The sequence below is a fragment of the Psychrobacter sp. AT9 genome, from assembly GCF_047272965.1.
GTDB lineage: Bacteria > Pseudomonadota > Gammaproteobacteria > Pseudomonadales > Moraxellaceae > Psychrobacter > Psychrobacter glaciei.
In genome coordinates this window covers 2,797,650-2,815,268 of the sequence record NZ_JBKOTW010000001.1, presented here as the reverse complement: position 1 = coordinate 2,815,268, position 17,619 = coordinate 2,797,650, and the positions used below count along the sequence as shown (strand labels likewise).

General features: G+C 43.2%; 15 protein-coding genes. 7 read left to right on the top strand and 8 right to left on the bottom strand.

Annotation, left to right across the window (positions count from 1 at the left end):
* Window positions 1-94: 94 nt before the first annotated feature.
* Window positions 95-406, bottom strand: coding sequence for a YhbY family RNA-binding protein (locus ACMFL8_RS11790; RefSeq protein ID WP_010201459.1), 312 nt, complete (start codon window positions 404-406; stop codon window positions 95-97).
* Between the two features lie 342 nt (window positions 407-748).
* Between ACMFL8_RS11790 and ACMFL8_RS11785 the strand changes: the two genes are divergently transcribed.
* The 6 genes from ACMFL8_RS11785 to ACMFL8_RS11760 all read left to right on the top strand — a co-directional run bounded on the left by ACMFL8_RS11785 (window position 749) and on the right by ACMFL8_RS11760 (window position 6,796).
* On the top strand, window positions 749-1,381 hold the full coding sequence (locus ACMFL8_RS11785; protein ID WP_025652421.1) for an RlmE family RNA methyltransferase: 633 nt from the start codon (window positions 749-751) through the stop codon (window positions 1,379-1,381).
* A gap of 381 nt (window positions 1,382-1,762) precedes the next feature.
* A complete protein-coding gene (gene ftsH / locus ACMFL8_RS11780; protein WP_308430273.1) occupies window positions 1,763-3,658 on the top strand; it encodes an ATP-dependent zinc metalloprotease FtsH in 1,896 nt (631 codons plus the stop codon).
* A 166-nt stretch (window positions 3,659-3,824) separates the two neighbouring features.
* The gene (gene folP, locus ACMFL8_RS11775) at window positions 3,825-4,721 is read left to right on the top strand and encodes a dihydropteroate synthase (RefSeq protein ID WP_413191089.1); all 897 of its coding nucleotides are present in this window, start codon (window positions 3,825-3,827) and stop codon (window positions 4,719-4,721) included.
* A gap of 132 nt (window positions 4,722-4,853) precedes the next feature.
* Window positions 4,854-5,132 (top strand): succinate dehydrogenase assembly factor 2, encoded by a 279-nt coding sequence (locus ACMFL8_RS11770; RefSeq protein WP_010201454.1) that lies wholly within the window; start codon window positions 4,854-4,856, stop codon window positions 5,130-5,132.
* 264 nt (window positions 5,133-5,396) lie between these two features.
* Complete coding sequence (locus tag ACMFL8_RS11765) at window positions 5,397-5,855, top strand: hypothetical protein (protein ID WP_413191088.1); 459 nt, start codon at window positions 5,397-5,399, stop codon at window positions 5,853-5,855.
* Window positions 5,856-6,085: 230 nt separating this feature from the next.
* Complete coding sequence (locus ACMFL8_RS11760; protein WP_413191087.1) at window positions 6,086-6,796, top strand: YidB family protein; 711 nt, start codon at window positions 6,086-6,088, stop codon at window positions 6,794-6,796.
* A gap of 116 nt (window positions 6,797-6,912) precedes the next feature.
* Here the strand turns inward: ACMFL8_RS11760 and ACMFL8_RS11755 are convergent, their stop codons facing one another.
* The 4 genes from ACMFL8_RS11755 to ACMFL8_RS11740 all read right to left on the bottom strand — a co-directional run bounded on the left by ACMFL8_RS11755 (window position 6,913) and on the right by ACMFL8_RS11740 (window position 11,795).
* On the bottom strand, window positions 6,913-8,052 hold the full coding sequence (locus tag ACMFL8_RS11755; RefSeq protein WP_413191086.1) for a regulatory protein RecX: 1,140 nt from the start codon (window positions 8,050-8,052) through the stop codon (window positions 6,913-6,915).
* A gap of 213 nt (window positions 8,053-8,265) precedes the next feature.
* Window positions 8,266-9,342, bottom strand: a complete 1,077-nt coding sequence (gene recA / locus ACMFL8_RS11750) for a recombinase RecA (RefSeq protein ID WP_413191085.1) — start codon at window positions 9,340-9,342, stop codon at window positions 8,266-8,268.
* Between the two features lie 1,030 nt (window positions 9,343-10,372).
* Entirely contained in the window at window positions 10,373-11,170 is a 798-nt protein-coding gene (gene trmB, locus ACMFL8_RS11745; RefSeq protein WP_413191084.1) for a tRNA (guanosine(46)-N7)-methyltransferase TrmB, read from the bottom strand.
* A gap of 130 nt (window positions 11,171-11,300) precedes the next feature.
* Window positions 11,301-11,795, bottom strand: coding sequence for a hypothetical protein (locus ACMFL8_RS11740; protein ID WP_413191083.1), 495 nt, complete (start codon window positions 11,793-11,795; stop codon window positions 11,301-11,303).
* A 134-nt stretch (window positions 11,796-11,929) separates the two neighbouring features.
* Between ACMFL8_RS11740 and ACMFL8_RS11735 the strand changes: the two genes are divergently transcribed.
* A complete protein-coding gene (locus tag ACMFL8_RS11735) occupies window positions 11,930-12,859 on the top strand; it encodes a DUF2628 domain-containing protein (protein ID WP_413191082.1) in 930 nt (309 codons plus the stop codon).
* Between the two features lie 9 nt (window positions 12,860-12,868).
* Here the strand turns inward: ACMFL8_RS11735 and ACMFL8_RS11730 are convergent, their stop codons facing one another.
* The 3 genes from ACMFL8_RS11730 to ACMFL8_RS11720 form a co-directional block, all read right to left on the bottom strand.
* Entirely contained in the window at window positions 12,869-14,755 is a 1,887-nt protein-coding gene (locus tag ACMFL8_RS11730) for a monovalent cation:proton antiporter-2 (CPA2) family protein (protein ID WP_010201442.1), read from the bottom strand.
* An 89-nt stretch (window positions 14,756-14,844) separates the two neighbouring features.
* On the bottom strand, window positions 14,845-15,549 hold the full coding sequence (locus ACMFL8_RS11725) for a hypothetical protein (protein WP_413191081.1): 705 nt from the start codon (window positions 15,547-15,549) through the stop codon (window positions 14,845-14,847).
* A 550-nt stretch (window positions 15,550-16,099) separates the two neighbouring features.
* On the bottom strand, window positions 16,100-17,260 hold the full coding sequence (locus ACMFL8_RS11720; RefSeq protein ID WP_413191080.1) for a cation diffusion facilitator family transporter: 1,161 nt from the start codon (window positions 17,258-17,260) through the stop codon (window positions 16,100-16,102).
* Window positions 17,261-17,619 lie beyond the last annotated feature (359 nt).

The window sequence follows — 17,619 nt, the reverse complement described above, 5'->3', positions numbered from 1 at the left end:
ATAATAAGTTCACAAAAAAATAAAAGCCGCGAGCAGATTGCATCGCGGCTTTTAGGTTGTATCAAAACACTCAAATCAAGCTGAGCATGACACACTACTGCGTGTGACGAGCAAGGTTTGATAGCTTAGGGTTGGCGTTTGGATTTTTACGTAGTAACAAGGCCATACGGCCAATTGAATGTACCAAAGAGGCCTTTGCTGCTGCGGCAAGCTCAGCACCGATGACATCGCGTTCTTCTTTTGTGCCAGCAGGCAATTTCACTTTGATGAGCTCATGATCTGATAAAGCACGATCAATCTCTTCAGTAATGGTCGGTGTAATACCTTTATTGCCAATCATAACGACAGGTTTTAGCTCGTGACCGATGCCTTTTAGGCGTTTGATAGTAGCGTTATCGAGTTGCATAGAATTCCTAGGTGTTGGTAAAAATAAAAATGGTACTGTCAAAAAACAGTGATTGATCATTATAGATAATCTGTGCCCATCTTGCATGAGATCAGCAGGATTTTGCACGATTTTACGTGACGAAAATGTTAAACTGAATGTTTGGTCACATTATAAACGCTACTGCCTTATAAAGCAGTGTTTTAACCAATAGAATTTGGTCAGTTTGCGACCATCAACGAATAAATAGCCTGATTGATGACACATCTAGAGTAATCGACGCTTTATTAAATTTAGTTTGTAAGTGATAAAGCGATTCAAAAAATTGTATTCAGGTTTTGTAAGGTAATAGGAGCAGGTATTTTGGCCACGCGTATTGAGAACAAAAAACTGTCAAAGAGCAGCAGTGCTTGGATGAAAGAGCATATTGACGATCATTATGTCCAAAAGGCGCAAAAAGATGGCTATCGTGCCCGTGCTGCTTATAAGCTATTAGAAATAAATGAAAAGACCAACCTTATCAAAAAAGGCATGACGGTCGTTGATTTGGGTAGTGCACCGGGCAGTTGGTCACAAGTTGCTGGCCAATTGGTAGGTGAACAAGGTATCTTGATTGCCTCTGATATTTTAGCGATGGATACCTTGCCTGATGTTACCTTTATTCAAGGTGATTTCCGTGAAGCTGAGGTTTTTGACGCCATTATGGCAGAAGTCGGTGACAGGCAGGTTGACGTAGTATTGTCTGACATGGCTCCCAATACTGCTGGCAATAGCGCAATTGATCAGCCGCGTATGATGTACTTGTGCGAGCTGGCAGTGGACTTTGCACTTGCAACCTTACCAGAAGGTGGCGCGCTTATTATGAAAGTGTTTCAGGGCGAGGGTACACAAGAATTACGCAAGCAGATGCAGCTCGATTTTAGTAAGATTCGTAGTATCAAGCCAGGTGCATCACGACCACGCTCAAAAGAGATGTTTTGGATAGCGATTAAATAGTTTTAACATCAATGAGTTGTTGCTATTGTAAGCGAGATGATGAGTCACCATAAAGTATCATTATCGCACTATAAAAACCGCTACAATCGTTAACTGAATAAAAGTGAAACCTGCTTGAATTATGCAGGACAACACCACATATCATGGTATATTAACTTTGTTTCGAGCATATGTTTTAAGCAAAGTCGTCTGAAAATAAGCGCTTTATCAGCTCATTTACGATAGGTCAATGATAGCGAGTACTTGTTAATGCGTCTTTTTAGTCGCTGCAATGCAAGTACAGTGTTAAGTGTCTGGGCAGTTATTCAAGCAATGAGCAATGCGTTTATAGACGTCACGTGTTTAGTAAACACACCAATAAGTAAGGGATGGGAATAACTAGTGAGCGACATGGTAAAAAATACCTTATTGTGGCTGGTGGTAATCGGCGTTTTGGTGCTGGTGTTTAGCGGCTTTGACCAATCGTCTGAGCCGGATAGCCTTAACTACTCTGAATTTGTGACCGCTGTGTCAGAAAGTCAGGTAGCCAGTGTTGAAATTGATGGCGAGCAGATCACCGGCGAAAAGAAAAATGGCTCATCTTTTGAGACCATTAGACCAGCCGTGGCTGATGAGCAACTAATGCCATTATTGCGCGAGAACCAAGTTGAGGTTCAGGGCACAGCACCGAAACGTCAAAGCGTGTTGATGCAGTTACTGATAGCCAGTTTCCCAATCCTATTGATTATTGGTCTGTTCTTATTCTTTATGCGTAATATGCAGGGCGGTGCAGGCGGTAAAGGCGGCGGCCCAATGAGCTTTGGTAAATCAAAAGCTAAGATGCTGACTGAAGACCAAATCAAGGTCAACTTCGAAGACGTGGCGGGTTGTGAAGAAGCCAAAGAAGAAGTGGTCGAAGTGGTCGAGTTCCTGCGTGATCCTGATAAATTTACCAAACTTGGTGCAACCATTCCACGTGGTATCTTGATGGTAGGCCCTCCAGGGACAGGTAAAACGTTGCTAGCAAGAGCGATTGCTGGTGAAGCGAAAGTACCATTCTTCTCAATTTCAGGTTCTGATTTCGTTGAGATGTTCGTTGGTGTCGGTGCCTCGCGTGTCCGTGATATGTTTGAGCAAGCGAAGAAAAGTGCCCCTTGTATCATCTTTATCGATGAGATTGATGCAGTCGGTCGTCATCGTGGCTCAGGTATGGGCGGCGGTAACGATGAGCGTGAGCAAACGCTAAACCAATTATTGGTTGAGATGGATGGTTTTGAAGGCAATGAAGGCGTTATCGTCATTGCCGCCACTAACCGTGCTGACGTTCTTGATAAAGCGCTATTACGTCCGGGTCGTTTTGACCGTCAGGTACAAGTTGGCTTGCCAGATATCAAAGGCCGCGAGCAAATATTAAAAGTGCATTTAAGAAAGTTGCCGAATACCGTTAGTGTTGATGCCAACTCTTTGGCTCGTGGTACACCAGGATTTAGCGGGGCACAGTTAGCCAACCTTGTGAACGAAGCCGCTTTGTTTGCTGCGCGTCGTAACAAGCGTAGCGTTGATATGAATGACTTTGAAGATGCCAAGGATAAGCTGTACATGGGTCCTGAGCGTAAATCAATGGTCATCCGTGAAGAGGAACGCCGTGCCACTGCTTATCATGAAGCAGGTCACGCGCTAGTGGCTGAGCTACTACCGGGTACCGACCCAGTGCATAAAGTCACGATTATGCCGCGTGGTTTTGCCCTTGGGGTAACTTGGCAGCTGCCTGAGCATGATCAAACCAGTATGTATAAGTCAAAAATGCTCAGCGACATTGCAATTCTATTCGGTGGCCGTATCGCTGAAGAAGTCTTTATCAATCAGATGTCGACGGGTGCCTCAAACGACTTTGAACGTGCAACCAAAATGGCACGAGCGATGGTAACTAAGTACGGTATGTCAGATGCCCTAGGTATCATGGTCTATGAAGATGATGACAACTCACAAGGTTACTTTGGTGGCGGTGGTCGTACGATTTCTGAAGCAACTCAGCAAAAAGTTGATGACGAAGTTCGCCGCATGCTAGAAGAGCAGTATGATATCGCTCGAGAACTGATTGAAGGCAATCAAGAAAAAATGCATGCGATGGTTGATGCGCTGATGAAGTGGGAGACCATTAATAGTGATCAACTGCAAGACATCATAGCGGGTGAAGATCCACGTCCACCTAGAGTGTACCAGCATAATGAAGTAAACTTAGCCAAAAACGATGTGAAAACGACGGGCTCGACTCCGCCGCCATTACCAGCGATGTAGTTTACCGCTCATGAGTAGCAAACATAAAAAGCCCTTTTTAATAGAGGGCTTTTTTATTGTCATCATTTTATGAAGGATTTAGAAAGACAGCAGGTTTACTGATATCATAAGAGAAAAATAGAGCGCTAGCCCAGTTTTTATACATTTAATCTACAACGGATTGGCTATGTTATTATTTCAACCTTTACCTATTTATACCGTCTCTAGTCGCGAAAAAACTTTAGATTTATCGCAACCACACATTATGGGCATCCTCAACGTCACACCCGATTCATTTTCAGACGGCGGCCAGTTTAATGCTATCGACAGCGCGCTTGCTCATGCCAAAGAGATGATAGAGGCGGGTGCGACCATTATTGATATTGGCGGTGAATCTACCCGTCCAAATGCTGACGCCGTTGCTACCGCTGAAGAAATGAAACGAGTTGTGCCGATCGTTAAAGCAATTAGACAGCAACTTGGTAATGCCGTTTGGTTGTCTATCGATACCAGTAATCCTACTGTTATGCAGGCAGCTTTTGAGGCAGGCGCTGATATTTGGAATGATGTACGAGCGCTCAAACGCGAGGGTGCAGCAGCGTTAGCGGCGGAGCTTGATATACCAGTTATGTTGATGCATATGCGTGGTGAGCCGACGACGATGAATAATCTGGCGCGTTATGACGATGTGATCGCTGACGTCAAAGCGGAGCTAAGCGCTCGTATCGATGAAGTCACGAGCGTTGGTGTTAAGCGTGAGAAAATAATGATCGACCCAGGTTTTGGTTTTGCCAAAAACTATGAACATCATTGCGCACTATTGTCTAAGCTAGGAGAGTTACAAAGTCTTGGCTTGCCCATGATGTTTGGTATCTCCCGCAAGCGTTTTTTAGCAGAAGTATTGACCAAAAGTGGCGTCGAAGCGGTGGCTACAACTGAGGCGGTAGAACGAGATACGGTCGGTGTTGCTGCTGGTATATTTGCCCTGCAACAAGGCGCTAGTATTATACGTACCCATAATGTCGCGATGATGCAGCAAGCAGTGGCGTTATGGCATCAATTGTCTGCCTACAATCAACACTAAGAAGTTAGCGTTAGTATGGCTCTAATCACTGCCAGTACCACATTTGAATGTTCAACAGACCCTAATAGTTAGCGCTAATAATTAACATTTAATATTAATCTGAACACCTACTAAAATAATGAGAGTAATGCTATGACCACTACGACCCAGCCAGAGCCAACCAATGAACAGCGGCGTGTCATCTATCAAGCCCGTCGTGGCTTAAAGGAATTGGACTTTTATATTGACCTATATGTGAAAGAGCTTTATTTAACAGCAGACCCCGCTGAGCAGGAAAGCTTTGCCCAAATGCTGACTCATGAAGATCCAGATTTATTGGATTATTTTACCAATCAAAATCGTCCAGATGATGAAAGCATATGGGCGCTAGTGAATAAGATTAAAACATGGCGTCATACTAAGGATATATAGTCGATTTACTTTGAAACAGATACGGTGCGATTGGGATGAATTTTTCGTAGCCTCTGTGATAGCAGTAAGCAAGCAAAATTTATAACAGTCGTACCTAACGAGTAATGTATCGATTTTATTCCGAACTGACCATATTATAGCTGGATAGCTTAATTGATAAGCTATCCATGATTTTGAGTTTCCTTTTATGTTGTTAAATTTGTATTGATGACTGAGACAATCTGATAAATATGACGGTTTTTCCCATATGGCAGTTTTGTATATATGACAATGATTACCTCACCACGGATTGATACTGCTATCAAGACCGCTAGCCATTTGCGTACGTTACTGTATCTTGGTTTGGCGTCAGTCATGCTTGGATTGGCATGGCTTGCTGCATTGGCGTTATGGCAATATGTACTGATACTAACGATCACGGCAGCCGTCGTTAGCTATCTGGCATTGTCGCGTCCTATTTTATTGCATTTAACGCAGCCACCGCTCGACCATCGTGTCGATCAACAGTGGCAACTTTTGATACGCACGAGTCAAGGTGATGGGCTATGGCAAGCACAATTGAGGACTGTTCAACATGATTATTGGACGATGAGCTTTGATTTTATTATTACAGAGCCTTATCAGCGCCCCTTGTCGGTGACTGTATTTCGCGATCAAGTGGGCCTTGAGCAATGGCGAGAGCTAAATATTCTGGCGAATGTGACTGCTGCAACAACAACTTGATTGGACACACGAGGTTTCTCCTGAATGTTCAACAGACCCTAGGTTTGTAATGATTTTAATAGGCCAATATGGTGAATAACAAAACACCTATCTCGATAGTAAGATAGATTTGTTATATTGAAATACGAAAAAATATTCAGCTTTTATGCCATTTATTGATTTTATAACGGTCTGGTCAGATGGCATAGCGGCTGAGAACAACAAATAAAATGAACAAAAAGGAAGAAATTATGAGCTTATTAGGGAATTTAGTCAGTCAAGTAGCACGTAGTGCGATGGCTCCAGATGATGCACAGCGCAATCCTGTCAATCAGCGTACGACATCACGCCGCACTGGCGGGCTGGGTGATATTTTAGGTGGGGTATTGGGCGGTGGCCAAACCGGCGGTTATAACCCACAGCAGTATGATCGTCAGACGGATAATGGATTTGGTCTGGACGACATTATAGGTAGTCTCACTGGCAGCAGTCAACGCGGCGGTATGAGCACTGGTGCGGGTGGTTTGGGCGACATCCTAGGTAGCGTACTGGGTGGTCAAAGTAATAGAAGTAGTAGCGGTGGTAAAGGCATGCTGGTTGCCGCTCTCATGCCCATGGTATTGAGCTGGATTCAGCGTAATGGCGGCTTAGGCGCTGCTCTCTCAAAAATTACAGGTATGGGTCACGACAATCAAGTACGTTCTTGGATGAGTAGCAATGAGGTCAATGATAATTTGGATCCTAATGAAATCAACCAATTATTTGACGAAAACGAGATTCAGCAAGTAGCTGCACAGACTGGTGCTAATGAGACTGAAGTGCGTCAAGGTTTAGCGGAATTACTGCCAGAAGTGATGAACCAGTTGACGCCAAACGGCAACCTAGACAATGAAGCTGAGGCCAATCAAGAGATCGCTCAGATCATTGGCCAATTATCTAGTCGACTGGCTACGTTAAAATAACCACGCTAAAATAGCTGCTTTTTAACAAACCAGTATTGATAAAAATGCAATAAAAAAGAGTATGTCTAATCACGTACTCTTTTTTTACGACTAATCAATCGTTATGAGTCATTAGTCTAAAAGCGCTCATCTAATGTGTCTAGCGTATAGTTGAGCGCAGCAAAGCAAATATCACTCTTGAAACCTCTATATTGTAAAAATCGTAGTTGGCGAGCTTTGGCTTTTTGCTCAGTGGGGATGTCGTCACCATATTTTTTGGTGCGGGCGGCAACCGCTAATTTCAGCCAATCAATCCCTTCGACGAGGTTGTCGGCGCTGTCATCTACAAATTCGCTAAATTCATCTGACTCTGCATTCGCCATATCGATTAGCTCGTCGATATTATCAGGCATGGCCATCTTTTTACGATAAAACTCCTGCTTGATACGTCCACGTCCCCGACCTTTACGAATATTTTCACGAATAAGCATGAGGGTAGTGCGATAGTCACTTTGATAGCCTTTCTGCTCAAACTCTTCGAGTAGTGCATCGATTTTGGCAGGATTCTGCTCTTTATCGAGCAGCTTTTGTTTTAATTCAGCTTTGCCATGCTCACGGCGCGATAAATAATAAAACGCCAACCAACGTAAGCGGCTTTCCGCTTTAATGGCATCAACATCGGCCTGTCGTTGTTCAGGGGTACGTAGATAGGCTTTTAATGCTGATGGCAAATTGTCCATTTGATTAACTGCAGCAGTGTCTTTTTCTGGCTCTGATAAATGCTCATCGGTGGAACCAAATGTGGTGTCGTCGATGACGTTATCTGTATCTGAGTTTTCCTTTATATTGGACTTGCCATCTAGCGAGTTATCATGAATGTCACGTTTAACTTCCGCTAGCATCTCTTTGATACTTTGCGGTTCAGGCGATTGATAGGTAGGTACGTTATTGGGCTCTGGCTCGAAGTTAGCAGCCGGATGGAAGCGTTTCTTACGCTTTTTAGACTTGGTTTTAGAGGATTTGGATGAACGTTCAGGAGTAAAAAATGAGCTAGTGTCGTTGTCGAAGTGATCAACGGTTTGAGATGTTTCATCGTCCTCAGAAGTTGAGCGCACGGGACTAGACTTTGGATGTTTTGATTTAACTACAGGCTGTTGTCGCTTAGCAGATTTTTTAGAGAGATACTTTTGAGTGGCTGTTTTTTGTTTAGAGACAGGAGTACTAGCTGAATCGGCTTCCGACTCAGCTAGAATTTCGGCTAATGTTTTAATCTTCATAACTATTGGAGCGTGTCCTCAATTCAATCGATGGTCATCTGAATGGGTCAAAAGTGGTTAAATCCTGCCAAACAGCATCAAATAGCTGACTAATATCTCGATATTATCTACGCTATTTTCCTTGTTTGGGGGCAACTTATCTCATTTTTATCGCCATTTTTAAAATGAGGACAGGCCCTAGTCAGCTAATCAGTAAAAATAGTCAGGTAACGATTATTGTACTGGACTTGCCGCTGTTTCTTTATTAGCTTTGGCTACCTCTGGTGCTTTACTATCGTCGGCAGCACTACTATCATCGGCAACACCTAGCTTTTCAGCACGGATTTTGGCTTCAATTTCTTCAGCAATGACAGGGTTTTCTTTGAGGAATAACACTGAGTTGGCTTTACCTTGACCGATTTTTTCATCGCCATAGCTGTACCAAGAACCTGCTTTACCGACTGCGCCAATTTCGACACCCAAATCAATCACTTCGGCTAAGTGGTTGGTACCTTCGCCATAAGTGATTTCAAACTCGGCTTGACGGAATGGCGGTGCCATTTTATTTTTAATAACTTTCACACGAGTTTGGTTACCGATGATTTCATCACCATTTTTGACCGCACCGATACGACGAATATCCATACGGACTGAGGCGTAGAATTTCAGCGCATTACCACCGGTCGTGGTTTCAGGGCTACCAAACATCACACCAATTTTCATACGGATTTGGTTAATAAAGACCACCATACAGTTTGAGCGTTTGGCATTACCGGTAATTTTACGTAGCGCTTGGCTCATTAGCCGTGCTTGCAGACCCATATGTGAGTCACCCATTTCGCCTTCAATTTCTGCACGTGGTGTCAAGGCTGCGACTGAGTCAATGACGATCATGTCGACAGCACCCGAACGTACTAACATGTCGGTAATCTCAAGCGCTTGCTCGCCATTATCAGGCTGCGAGACTAGCAAGTCATCGGTCTGTACCCCAAGTTTACGCGCATAGACAGGATCTAGAGCATGCTCTGCATCGATAAAGGCACATACGCCACCTTGCTTTTGGCATTCTGCAATCGCCTGCAAAGTCATGGTGGTTTTACCTGAGCTTTCTGGGCCGTAGATCTCAACGATACGCCCTTTTGGTAAGCCACCGATACCAAGGGCAATATCTAGACCAAGCGAGCCTGTGGATACTACGTCGACATCAAGCGCAGCAGAGTTATCGCCTAAATGCATAATGGTATTTTTACCAAATTGCTTTTCAATTTGACCTAGTGCCGCTTTGAGTGCTTTGGCTTTATTGTCGTCCATACTGGATTCCTTATCTTCAATCATTGGTGTAAGACTATAAATTTGGTGTTATAAAGAAAATATTCGTACCATGACAGTTAATGGCTTAATAGTGCTGATAATTATCTACATAGTAACCAGCGTTCAGCTAGATTATATAGGTTGTCATATCGATGAGATAGATAGTAATATTGGATATATCACCTTACTATACAGTAAAATCAAATAATGATAAAAGTAAAATTAAGTCCGTAATTAATGGCTACAGGGGTAACTTCTAAGCTGTATTAAGCTCGTTAATTATGAAGCGCTTCTTTGTGCCACTATTACTTAGGTAGGGCAATTATAACAAAAACCACGGATCATATAGCGGGTTCGATGATGTTAAACGACACTATATGTCGCATGATAAACGACTGAAATTTTATATAGACTATGCTGGAACTTATGTATTATTTCAGACGGGATAATGGGGTAGTTTGTCAATAGATTTATAAGTTGTCCACAACAAATAAATAGCGTTTATTTACCTTATGTGAAACATCGCTAATATTAAAATAATATTTTAAAATATTAAAAATAATTTATTATGATTTAAATTTCCATATAAGTTGTTGAATAATATAGGCTTTTAAATTGTACAAAAAATGAACGATTTTACCTAACCCTTTAAGCTACCTAGGAAAATTCTTGTCAAGTAGCGACTTATACACAGGGTTATCCACAGCTTATGGGGAGAACTCGTGCAGCCCTTATAGTGCCAATGTTTGCATGAATGTATAGTGTCAGCGAATCATTCAATTATATGTTTTGTGCCATCATGCAACTATTTTTTCATCTGGCAATTTCGTCAAAATTGCTATGTTTCACATATTGCTGCTCTGTAAATTTAATAAATAAAATTCTTCAAAGCGTCTCAAATAGAGGGTTTGGCTGATTAAATGCTGAATCTATTTAGATAAAATGAGGATGGGTAATACCAGCTGCATAAAAAAGCGGCTAAATGTCTTAGCCGCTTTGTCAAAAATCATTAAGGGTAACGCGATAAGGCTTACTCTTTAATATAGATTAAATCCCAGACACCATGCCCGCGCTCTAAACCGCGGCGCTCAAACTTGGTCATTGGACGAAAGTCAGGGCGGTCAGTAAAGTTGCCTGCACCCGCTTGATTGGTGAGTCCTGAAAAACCGTCTAAAACCTCAACCATCCAAAAGGCATAATGCTCCCAGTCGGTTGCTGTATGGAACCAGCCACCTTGTTTTAAACTGCGCGTGACAATCGCCATACGCTCAGGGCTGACAAAACGACGCTTATAATGGCGCTTTTTTTGCCATGGATCAGGGAAGTAGAGCTGAATACGGTCGATATGATTTTCTGGAAGCTGCTTGAGCAATTGGATGGCGTCGCCGTTAATGATTTTGATGTTACTTAAACCCTTTGTACCTGCCATATAAGCACATTTACCGATACCTGGCTCGTGTACTTCAACACCCACAAAGTTACGCGTCGGCTCGGCAGCTGCCATCTCAATGAATGAGTCACCCAGTCCAAAACCAATCTCTACAGTAAGCGGCGCATCAATACCGTTGGGCGTATCGGCGAATAGTACGCGCAAGTCATCGATACCATCAAGATTGCCGTCACCGAAGCTGTTATTAACCAAGTAGTCAGCAAACTCTGGATCAGTGAGAGCCAGCTCGGCGTTCTTATTCATGTGCGTGCGCCGTTTCATAAAAGTATTCACAATACGAATATGTTTATCATTTTGCGAAACGGTCTCAATGGCAGTATTAGGCTCAGCCACTTGATTTATATCATTTGAGTTATCGGGATTAGAGGATTGGTTCATAGGGTTACTAAGACTTTATAAAGTTGCGAATATGAGCGTATTATAGGTTAAATATGAGCAAGTGTGAACGTTCAATTATCAGGCAGTTGCTGATGGCGTAAACCGCTTTCAACCTCCTTTCAAACATTTTCTAAGCTTTCGTACATAATTTTAAACCTGCATCGATGATATCGTCCGTAGAAACTTTGGCGTCAGCAGGTGATAAATAGTTTTTATCTGTCTCAGTATCTGTCTCAGTATCGCGCCAGATTGTATCTTTTGCACTGAGTGTTTTCATTGGCGGCTTATCGATGTCTGTATTTGAATCAGCATTGAGAATATAACGCTCTCCACTGAGAGTTATTATAGAAACAATTGATTTGTCATTAATTTCATCGCATCTTATTACTACACTCTCGGCAGTAAATGGCCATTGACCTACAAAGGTGCTTTGATCAAAACCTAGCTCATTTTTATAAGGGTCAGATATGGCACTGACGTTAACGATGATAAGGGTTATAGCAGTAGCGATTAGAACGGTAATAATCATAATGGTTATGATTATATTGCGCTTGAGTGTAGACATGAGATGCTCACGAATCAAATAAGGACAAGAGCTTAGTCGCTCTATGATTGGCTTTTGCATCAGTTTATACTAAAGATATTCTATAAATATGAAATATTAATGAAGAATATAAAGAGTGTATTTAATCTAATTATTCGCTGAAAAAAGTATCTTACAGTGATTATTGATACGCTTTTTATCGAGAGCCTACTGCTATGTTATTTATCGAGACGGATTCACCGCCACCTTTTTACCAAGAACAGCTGACTGCTGCCAAGCGTGAGCAGTTAGATAAATGGTTTATCGGTCATCGTACCCAACGCTATTATCTCAAGCGCTTTGCACAGTTTGATAAGCAAGGCTATTTATCACCAAAATGGCATTGGGCCGCGTTTTTTATTACTTTTCCTTGGCTGCTATATCGCAAGCGCTATATGGATGCGATCGTCTATAGCGTGGCAGGTTGGTCCTTTATTCAGCTTAATATTGCGATTGTGTTGGTTGTCTTTGAATTTGTGGCGATGTCTTATATTCCTGATGCGTATCAAATGGCAACGCGGCTAGGTATTGCAGCGATGATTTGGCTGTATTGGGCGTGTATGGTGGCGCGTTGGACAGACGCTTATTATTACCGTATGGCACGGCGCGAAATCGCTGACGCCGTTGATGACCATCCACGAGACGACAACGCGCAGCAGGCACATCTGCGCCGAGAGGGTGGGGTCAGCTTATTTGGTTTGGGATTGGGTTTTGGGCTTTTTGCTTTCGCCTTACTGGTGATTAAGGTGCAGTTTTTACCTATTATCGCGAAGCCAAAAGCCAATGAAATATTATTCAATGCTTATGACCTCACCAAAACGACGCAGAATCGTGTGGCTGTCATTTACCAACAGACTGGGCAGTGTCCCATTGATTTGCCATTTAACATAGACGACCCGCAAGTGCTGGTGCGTATTGACACTCAAGTGCCGGGCGTTCCTAAAACAGATTGTGCTGTCATAGGAACGATTCATGATGTTAAATTCCCACTGCGTTATCTCAATGAGCAAACAGTGGCTTTCTATCATGTGGAAGATGGCGATAGTTGGCAATGCACCAGCTCGCTAAACGAAAAACTGGCGCCGCCAAACTGCTCAACGGATTAAAAAAGGTAGTTAGGCTTTAGGATCAGGAACGATATCGTCTTTTTCATCAACGGGCGTCGCTTGGTTTTTTAGGGCGTCAGAAAACTCACTCAAATCCATCTTACGCGCCTTGCCAATATCCTCATCAAACAAGCTTTCAAGCTCTGCCATTGATGATTGTACTGATTCAATCAGGCTAGCTTCATCATCATAGATGGCTTGCTGACGTTCAATCAAGTCGTCATCATAATCACGGAAAGTTTGTACGGTTTCGCGCGCTTTTTCTGGAGAGATGCCGAGCAGCTGCAAGGACTCACGCGACATATCTAACGACGATAAATAAGTCTCACGCCAAATATGACGCACCCCAACTTCACGTAGGCGATAATAATGCTGACGATCGCGCGCTCGTGCCAAGACGATTAAATCAGGGTAGTTCTTACGCAAGTATTGAGCGGTGGTAATAGAGCGCTCTAAGTCGTCAATGGCAAGAATAAACACACGTGCTTTTTTGATACCAGCGGCACGTAATATTTCAGGGTTTTTTGGATCACCATAATAGACTTGGTTACCAAAGCGACGGACAAAATCCACCCGATTGGCAGAGCGTTCGATGGCTGTGAATTCGATATTATGCATGCGTAATACACGACCGATAATCTGACCGACACGGCCAAAGCCCGCGATAATGACCTGATGCTCATGATCGGGAATGGTGTCGTACTCACGGCTGGGTTTGCTTTTGGCAAATAATGGCTCTCCTATTTTTTCTAATAGTAAGAATGCCAATGGCGTCAGCGCCATAGAGATGGTCACAATGAGATTTAGGGTGTTTGCTAGCTCAGGTCGCAGAACGTTTTGGGCGGTGGCCACACTGAACAAGACAAACGCAAATTCACCCCCTTGAGCGAGAGTCACCCCCAATCTGATACTGGTTGGCCATCGATTGCCAGATATTTTTGCGATAGCGGTGACCACACCGAATTTGATAAACATCAATGCCATCGCACAGCCGATAATAAAGATGGGCTTGGCCAAAATGAGTTTGACATCAGTCAACATACCGACTGACATAAAGAATAGCCCTAATAGCAATCCTTTAAAGGGTTCGATACTGGCTTCTAACTCGTGACGGTACTCCGAATCTGCCAGCAATACGCCAGTCAAAAATGCGCCAAGCGCCATCGATAGACCAATTTGACCCATCAAGATAGAGACACCCATGACGATAAATAGCGCGACCGCAGTCAGTAATTCTGTCGCACCACTAGAGGCGACAAATTTAAAGAAAGGTCGAACCACATAGCGGCTGGCAAAAATCAGTCCAGCGAAAACGGCGAAAACCTTGCCAAAATAGATTAAGTCATAGCTCTGCTCGCGCACCCCTGACAAAAACGGAATGACCGCTAATAAAGGAATCACGGCAATATCTTGGAATAATAAGATGGTAAACGCTTCACGACCATGGGTACTAGACAGCTGCTGTTTTTCAGTCAGTATTTGTAGCACAAAAGCGGTGGAAGAGAGCGCCAAGCCGAAGCCGACAATAAAAGCAGTATCGAGTTGTAAGGAGAAAAATTGATATAGGATACCCATCAATAAGGTGCCGGACAGACCGACTTGCAAGCCGCCAAGGACGAATATTGAGCGGCGCAGCGCCCAAAGCCGTGAAGGCTGGAGCTCAAGACCAATGATGAAGAGTAGCATCACCACGCCAAATTCAGAAAAATGTAATAAGCTCTCAGCGTCGCCTGCTACATCTAGCGCACTAGGCCCTAATATCAGTCCGGTGATCAAATAACCAAGGACGGTCGCAATACCAAAGCGTTTGCCAAGGGGTACAAAGAGCAGCGCGGCTCCCAAGAAAATTGTAGCTTGTAACATTAAATTTGGTGAGCCGGCGGCGGCAGCGAACATCTGGAATCCTCAAAATTGGCAATAAAATAAGCAATGTAAAACAGTCAATATAAAACAAGAAGGACAATAATAAATAACGCGAGCATACGTTATTTTTTGCGATAAATCTTCCACACGCCATTATCGGCAAGCGGATTGTTATAAGCATCATTACGACGCTTACGCGGTGTCTGCCGACTGTCTATCATTTTAAAATTGGGCAAAGCGTGGACAATGAGTCCAGTACGATAAAATCGCACGCGCTCAGGCTCTAACATCTCACCTTTATTATCGCGACAAAAGACGTACGCACGCAAATCAATAAATTCACGATGAGCGACCAAACGTGCCCCATCATCGTTATCAAATACGGCTGCCATACGCGCAATCTCATCAGCGCTGTAATCCCCGCATTTATCCGTAAGTGCACCGACTGAGCCAAAACTTTTAGATTCTTTAGCGTGAGTTTTGGTTAGATGCAGTCGTTGCACATGATAAATAAACTGCGGTATTTCGAGGCTGGCTGGTAGCGGCAGATAATCGGGTGGTAGATTGGCCGCAGGATAAAAGGCCATCGCGCGTTCGAGCAGAGCTTGCCAACGCTGTTGATAGGCTTTGACTTCGGCTAAATTGCCTTCATAGATAGGCATGTCGCGAACTTGTCGCAAAATATCAGGTGGAAATTGCGCATCACGAAAGCTGGCGATGTCTTCTTGCAGGGTTGATAGCAAAACCTTGGCGTGTTTTTTGCCATCTTTTGAGGTAGGGTCGTCGATATAGTCTGGGGCGACAAAAGGTGCTGAGCGTCTAGACATAGTGGTATATCATCAATGAATAAATTAAAAAGATACTAATAAGTATGTTTGCCAATGTTCAATAGGGTTTGAATTGATCATTTATCATTAATTGATAGTTATTATAACCATATAAACTTACTGGCACTTTATTTTTTTAAAGTGATTGAGCAAATTTTAATGGGAGTTGCCAATATAGCAGCCATATGAAGAGTTGGCTTAGTATTAAATTAGCATCGCTTAGGGTCTGTTGAACATTCAAATATTAGGACTGCTGATCGCTCAAATCGCACCAAACTAGGCGTAAACTGATGATAATGTCGAGACCTTAGCTAGGTTTATAACAACGTTTGGTGCGATTTTAGCATCAGCCCTTCGGGGCGGGACTATTTTTTGCCAATACATGGCGAAATTGTCTAACCTAGAATGACTAGGCGTCAAAAATTTCACTGCGTATTGTCTAAAAAATAGCCACCGCCAGTGCCACATTTGAATGTTCAACAGACCCTAATCTTAATACAGCATACATATTTTGCTGAGTAGCGTTATTGACGGACTCTAATATAGCTGCTCAATGATTGTGACCAATATGACTCCCATTATCAACGGCTCGCTCGGAGATGTCACAGACTAACGCATCGCTATGGGTAGCTGTTTGCAGATGCGATGAGCTTTCGACCTGAATAGTCGCATGATGAATGCCAAGTGTTAATAAGCTTTTTTCCAGATCCTCAATCAGCAGACTCGATTCGTGAATACTCATTTCTCCATCGACGACAACGTGACAAGACAGTGCATTTAAGCCGCTGGTGATACTCCAAACGTGCAGGTCGTGTACTTTGTGTACTTGAGGATGGGCAATCAGTTTTTGCTCCACATTGACTAGCGATATACCTGCTGGCGTGCCTTCCATCAAGATGTGGACTGAATCGCGTACGACGCGGTAACCACTGATTAAAATCAGGATGGCAACGATGACTGACGCCGCCGCATCTGCCCACAACCAACCAAAACCTATCATTAGTAACGCGGCAATAATAGCCGCAACAGAACCCATCAAGTCGCTCAAGACATGCAAATAAGCACTTTGCATATTCAGATTCACTGGTGCTTTGCTATCAGATGCTTTGTCTGTACTGGCGCCGTGGCTATGCTCATTTTCAGCGTGGCTACCTCGGTGCATCAACCAAGCGACTAAAATATTAATCAGCATGCCAATGGTCGCAATGATAAGCATCCCTTGGGTAGCAATGTCAGGCGGTGAATTAAATCGTTTAATCGCTTCGTAAAAAATCATCAGCGCGATAATGACCAAAGTAGCACCATTTACCCCAGCCACCAAAATCTCAAAGCGCTTATAACCAAAGGTCTTTTGATGGGTCGCTGCTTTTTCACCAATTTTGAACGCCATTAACGTCGCGCCAAGGGCCACGGCATCGCTGAGCATATGACCGGCATCGGATAATAGTGCCAAACTACCGGTGAGCCAGCCACCGATCGCTTCGATAAACATGTAGCCAGTGATTATAATAAAGCTAAACAGTAGAGTGCGCTGATAGCCTTTGGTATCACGCGGTGCCGTGGTCTGTTCTAAGTGTTCATCGTGGTCGTGAGTGTCTTGCTTGTCATGAGTGTAATTGCTCTCATTATCTTGAAGCAGAGGTTCAGGTATATCAGTATCGCTCTGATGAGAATGGTTACTTCGCTCAGGGTTTGAATTATTTTGACTCATAACAACACTCAGGATGATAGAAGGTAAAATGGATGGTTTATAAAGCTGGGTTTGCTGTGCATAAACCAGACAGATATACAGAATTTAGCACATTTAATAAATGCTTGCTGTATCTAGGGCGTATCATCAATTAGCACATTTATATATTTAGTGGTCTTAAAATGGCTAAATTTTGCTAAACATCGTCAGAAATTTTGCCAATATGTTCATATTAGCGGCTATTTCTTCCTTGTTTATCTGCAATTTTTCTCATTTTAGGCCTCACAATCTAATTGATGACACGCCCTAGGCGGTAAACGATGAATGACCGATTTTGAATAGCGTTCTTTAGTAATGGCGAGCTATAGTGTGATGATTGT

Coding starts and splice junctions, on each gene's coding strand:
- recA (WP_413191085.1), bottom strand. CDS start 9,342: ATGGACGACAATAAAGCCAAAGCACTCAAAGCGGCACTAGGTCAAATT.
- ACMFL8_RS11770 (WP_010201454.1), top strand. CDS start 4,854: ATGACCACTACGACCCAGCCAGAGCCAACCAATGAACAGCGGCGTGTC.
- ACMFL8_RS11755 (WP_413191086.1), bottom strand. CDS start 8,052: ATGAAGATTAAAACATTAGCCGAAATTCTAGCTGAGTCGGAAGCCGAT.
- ACMFL8_RS11790 (WP_010201459.1), bottom strand. CDS start 406: ATGCAACTCGATAACGCTACTATCAAACGCCTAAAAGGCATCGGTCAC.
- ACMFL8_RS11765 (WP_413191088.1), top strand. CDS start 5,397: ATGACAATGATTACCTCACCACGGATTGATACTGCTATCAAGACCGCT.
- folP (WP_413191089.1), top strand. CDS start 3,825: ATGTTATTATTTCAACCTTTACCTATTTATACCGTCTCTAGTCGCGAA.
- ACMFL8_RS11725 (WP_413191081.1), bottom strand. CDS start 15,549: ATGTCTAGACGCTCAGCACCTTTTGTCGCCCCAGACTATATCGACGAC.
- ACMFL8_RS11760 (WP_413191087.1), top strand. CDS start 6,086: ATGAGCTTATTAGGGAATTTAGTCAGTCAAGTAGCACGTAGTGCGATG.
- ACMFL8_RS11740 (WP_413191083.1), bottom strand. CDS start 11,795: ATGCAAAAGCCAATCATAGAGCGACTAAGCTCTTGTCCTTATTTGATT.
- ACMFL8_RS11720 (WP_413191080.1), bottom strand. CDS start 17,260: ATGAGTCAAAATAATTCAAACCCTGAGCGAAGTAACCATTCTCATCAG.
- ACMFL8_RS11730 (WP_010201442.1), bottom strand. CDS start 14,755: ATGTTCGCTGCCGCCGCCGGCTCACCAAATTTAATGTTACAAGCTACA.
- trmB (WP_413191084.1), bottom strand. CDS start 11,170: ATGAACCAATCCTCTAATCCCGATAACTCAAATGATATAAATCAAGTG.
- ACMFL8_RS11735 (WP_413191082.1), top strand. CDS start 11,930: ATGTTATTTATCGAGACGGATTCACCGCCACCTTTTTACCAAGAACAG.